Below are 3590 nucleotides of genomic sequence, written 5' to 3'. Positions count from 1 at the left end.
ATTTATTTTCTAATTATGAAATAATTGTTGGTTATTTGTGAATAACGATTCTAAAATCATCTATAATATTTATTTATCAAACATATAAATTTGTTTTAAAAGAAAATTTTCGTTAAAAACAACATTTTTGTTTGGATTGATGATATTATATGCTCTAGAAAACAACATTTATTTTTAAAATCCCAAATAAAGGAGTGGAAGACATGGAACGCGAAATGGCATTGGAAATTGTAAGAGTAACAGAAGTCGCGGCATTGGCTTCGGCTCCCTGGATGGGACGCGGTGACAAAAACAGCGCAGATGAAGCAGCAACACTAGCTATGCGTGCAATGTTTGACTCGGTATCGATCAACGGTACAGTCGTTATTGGTGAAGGTGAAATGGATGAAGCTCCAATGTTGTATATTGGAGAAAAAGTGGGAAATACAGATTCGCCAGAAGTTGATGTGGCTGTAGACCCGCTAGAAGGAACAGCTATTGTAGCGAAGGGGTTGAATAACGCACTTTCGGTTATTGCTGTAGCAGATAAAGGTAATCTTCTACACGCACCTGATATGTATATGGAAAAGTTAGCTGTAGGCCCTGCATTAGTGGGCAAGCTCAGTATTGAAGATCCTGTCGATGTGACTTTGCATAAAGCATCCAAAGCACTCGGTAAAAATATGGCGGATATCACCGTAATGATACTGGATCGTGATCGTCATGAAAGTATTATCAAAACATTACGTAAAGTAGGGGTACGGATCAAATTTATCAGCGATGGCGATGTAGCTGGCGCGATGGCTCCTGCTTTCCCCGAAGCAGGGATTGATCTGTATCTAGGTTCAGGCGGTGCACCAGAAGGTGTACTGGCGGCAGCGGCGCTATCTTGCCTTGGTGGAGAACTTCAAGGCAGACTGATGCCAGCCAATGCAGCTGAATTTGAACGCTGTCAGGCAATGGGTATCGAAAATCCGTACCAGATTCTAACGATGCAGGATATGATCGGCACCGACGATGTTATTTTTGCCGCAACAGGTGTAACGCCTGGTGAGATCCTGGGTGGTGTACGTTATCTGGCGGATGATCGTGCAGAGACACATTCAATTGTTATGCGTGCCAAAACCAAAACGATTCGTTATATCAAATCACTTCATTACCTACCGAACAAAGAAGTGCTTCACAAAGTAAGAAAGATTCAAGCAACCGGGCAACCTGAAGATCGCCGTGTAGCAGCTGTTGAATCGGTAGTCAGTAGCAAAAAGCAACCGGTCGAAGCGAAGCCAACATCTTAATCGCTGATATTGCATTTTTGATTTCAGTACTACTCTTTATAAAAAGACAGTCCTTGATAGAAGGGCTGTCTTTTTTTGTATGGATTTGAAGAATCACAGAGATTGGTATAGGATAAATGATAATGAATCTTACTAGAGGAAGGGTATGGACAGCATGGAACTTAGCTTAGATCATGACATGTTAAAAGCTAAATTTTATATCATCATGGAACCACATCCTGATGCGATATATAGTGCTTCTTTTGCAGAGTTGAGTACAGTGGATGGGATGGAGAAGTTTTTACAGTTCTATGCTCCTTTGTTAAAGGCACCAGATACCGAACCTGCGGGCACATTTTTTTGTTCGTGGTTAGGTCGAATCGCATTAGCAGGGCAATATTATCTTTCCTTCTATAATAAGAGTATTGCACTTGAGCCGGATAATTTAATTATGGATATGGTTGAGAGTAATGGATATTGTCAGTTTGCTTTTCGACTTCAGCAATGGGGTGAAGAGCAAGGGCCGGATACACCTGAGGAACGAGCCTTATTCCGTCAGACTCATTTAGAACAGTTGTACCAACAAACGCTTCGTCCTATAGTCGAAGCGATCTCTGCGGTCACAGGAGCTCATGCGCGTGTCTTCTGGCGTCAATTTCCAAGTCAGTTCAATTATTTTGTGCAGACATGGCAACAAGAAGCATCTTCACCAGAGATTGTAGAGCATATTAAAGATGATCATCGATATGTGACTTCTGAAATGAGTGCTGAACCTTTTGGATTAACGGTGAATCCATTGAATATGCGAACTCGTTATACGACCAGTATTCAAGGAGATCAACAGATTCCATTAAAAAGTGCTTGTTGTCTATATCATCGGATGGATGATGGGGATTATTGTTTCTCTTGTCCGAAGCTTAGCGAAACCGATAGAGATGAGCGTCGTCATGCTTATCAACAAAAGGAGGGGATTTAATTGATTATTGGAATTATATCGGATACCCATCTATCCAGTCGCAATCGTCATCTGCCTAATCATGTATTAGAAGGTTTACAAGGGGTAGATTTGATTTTGCATGCAGGAGATTTCTGTGATTGGTGGGTCTATGAGAAGTTGTCTGAATTAGCGCCTGTCGAAGCAGTCGCAGGTAATAATGATGGATCAGAGATTGTGGAGCGATTAGGACTACAAAAGATTATTGAAGCGGGCGGCAAGCGAATCGGCTTGGTGCATGGAGATGGATGGAAAGGGACGACACCGGATCGTGCTTTTAATACGTTTCCTAATGAAGCAGTAGATATTATTGTATTTGGACACTCGCATACACCATTGTCTGAAGTGCGAGAAGATATCCTACTATTCAATCCCGGTTCGCCGACAGACAAGCGCCGTGAACCTCGATACTCTTATGGTAAGATCACGATCGAGGGCGATCAAGTATCTGCGGAACACTTCTTTTTTGATAAAGAATAATCTATAGATCCTATGTAAAAGGGTTGATGATGAGCGTATGTCGCTCAAATCATCAACCCTTTTTGTGATGCCTATTTACATATTACATCAGGATAAAGTGATCGTTTACCATGCAGAATACTCTAGGTGAATCCAACTTGAGATGGAGCGTGTACTATCACTGGATAACGTAATTCGATACAGACCCGGTATAGGATCGTTAGGAGAAAGAGGTAATATACGATGCAAAAATCCACCTTGATTGCCGTCAATAATCTCTGTGACGACAGGTGTCCATTTTTCAGTAGACCATGAGTAAAATTCATAGGTCATGAATACACGCTCTCCTGGCAGTAATGTAACAGAAATCTCGGCATCTACATTGCCACCCGGGCCAATACTAGGACTGTAATACACACGATTATTTTGATCCATCGATCCTGGGAAATCATCTTCTGCATATAATGAAGGTGTGATCGTATTTTCGCTAGATGAAGGGATCTCATTGTGCTCCATCGCCATCATTGAAGTGGGAGAAATAAAGAACGTCATCGTTAAGATCAATCCTATTACTGATGTAGCATATTTTGAATAGTTCATAACATATCCTCCTTGATAAGATAAAGATATATTCCTACTACAAATCCAATAGCGAGTGGGAACCTCGATGATCACCTCCTTACTCAAGTAACAAACAATCTGTTATCATAACTAAAAAGTAAGCGTTATCATTTTATATCCTAATATTACTATATTTTCCATAATATTAATATAAGTAATTAGAAATAATGTAGGCTACATAACGAATATACCGATATCAACAATGCAATAGGTCTATAACTATAAGGAAAAATAACTTTATTTTTACATAAGATATATAATTA

The 3590-nt window shown here is 40.2% G+C and carries 4 protein-coding genes; 3 read left to right on the top strand and 1 reads right to left on the bottom strand.

Annotated elements, in window-relative coordinates; translation table 11 throughout:
• Nucleotides 1–203: 203 nt before the first annotated feature.
• From glpX to PTI45_RS16545, 3 genes are all read left to right on the top strand, one after another.
• Nucleotides 204–1274: a class II fructose-bisphosphatase gene (glpX, locus tag PTI45_RS16555; RefSeq protein WP_069328718.1), complete on the top strand. Its 1071-nt coding sequence runs from the start codon at nucleotides 204–206 to the stop codon at nucleotides 1272–1274.
• A gap of 145 nt (nucleotides 1275–1419) precedes the next feature.
• Nucleotides 1420–2229 (top strand): (2Fe-2S)-binding protein, encoded by an 810-nt coding sequence (locus PTI45_RS16550; RefSeq protein ID WP_083243579.1) that lies wholly within the window; start codon nucleotides 1420–1422, stop codon nucleotides 2227–2229.
• The gene (locus PTI45_RS16545; RefSeq protein ID WP_069328716.1) at nucleotides 2230–2727 is read left to right on the top strand and encodes a metallophosphoesterase family protein; all 498 of its coding nucleotides are present in this window, start codon (nucleotides 2230–2232) and stop codon (nucleotides 2725–2727) included.
• A gap of 105 nt (nucleotides 2728–2832) precedes the next feature.
• Here the strand turns inward: PTI45_RS16545 and PTI45_RS16540 are convergent, their stop codons facing one another.
• The gene (locus tag PTI45_RS16540; RefSeq protein ID WP_069328715.1) at nucleotides 2833–3306 is read right to left on the bottom strand and encodes a hypothetical protein; all 474 of its coding nucleotides are present in this window, start codon (nucleotides 3304–3306) and stop codon (nucleotides 2833–2835) included.
• Between the last annotated feature and the right edge of the window lie 284 nt (nucleotides 3307–3590).

This window comes from Paenibacillus nuruki (assembly GCF_001721045.1).
Classification (GTDB): domain Bacteria; phylum Bacillota; class Bacilli; order Paenibacillales; family Paenibacillaceae; genus Saccharibacillus; species Saccharibacillus nuruki.
Note: the sequence above shows the minus strand (reverse complement) of the source record. Positions and strands in the feature narration are given on the sequence as shown.

Coding starts and splice junctions, on each gene's coding strand:
- PTI45_RS16540 (WP_069328715.1), bottom strand. CDS start 3,306: ATGAACTATTCAAAATATGCTACATCAGTAATAGGATTGATCTTAACG.
- PTI45_RS16550 (WP_083243579.1), top strand. CDS start 1,420: ATGGACAGCATGGAACTTAGCTTAGATCATGACATGTTAAAAGCTAAA.
- glpX (WP_069328718.1), top strand. CDS start 204: ATGGAACGCGAAATGGCATTGGAAATTGTAAGAGTAACAGAAGTCGCG.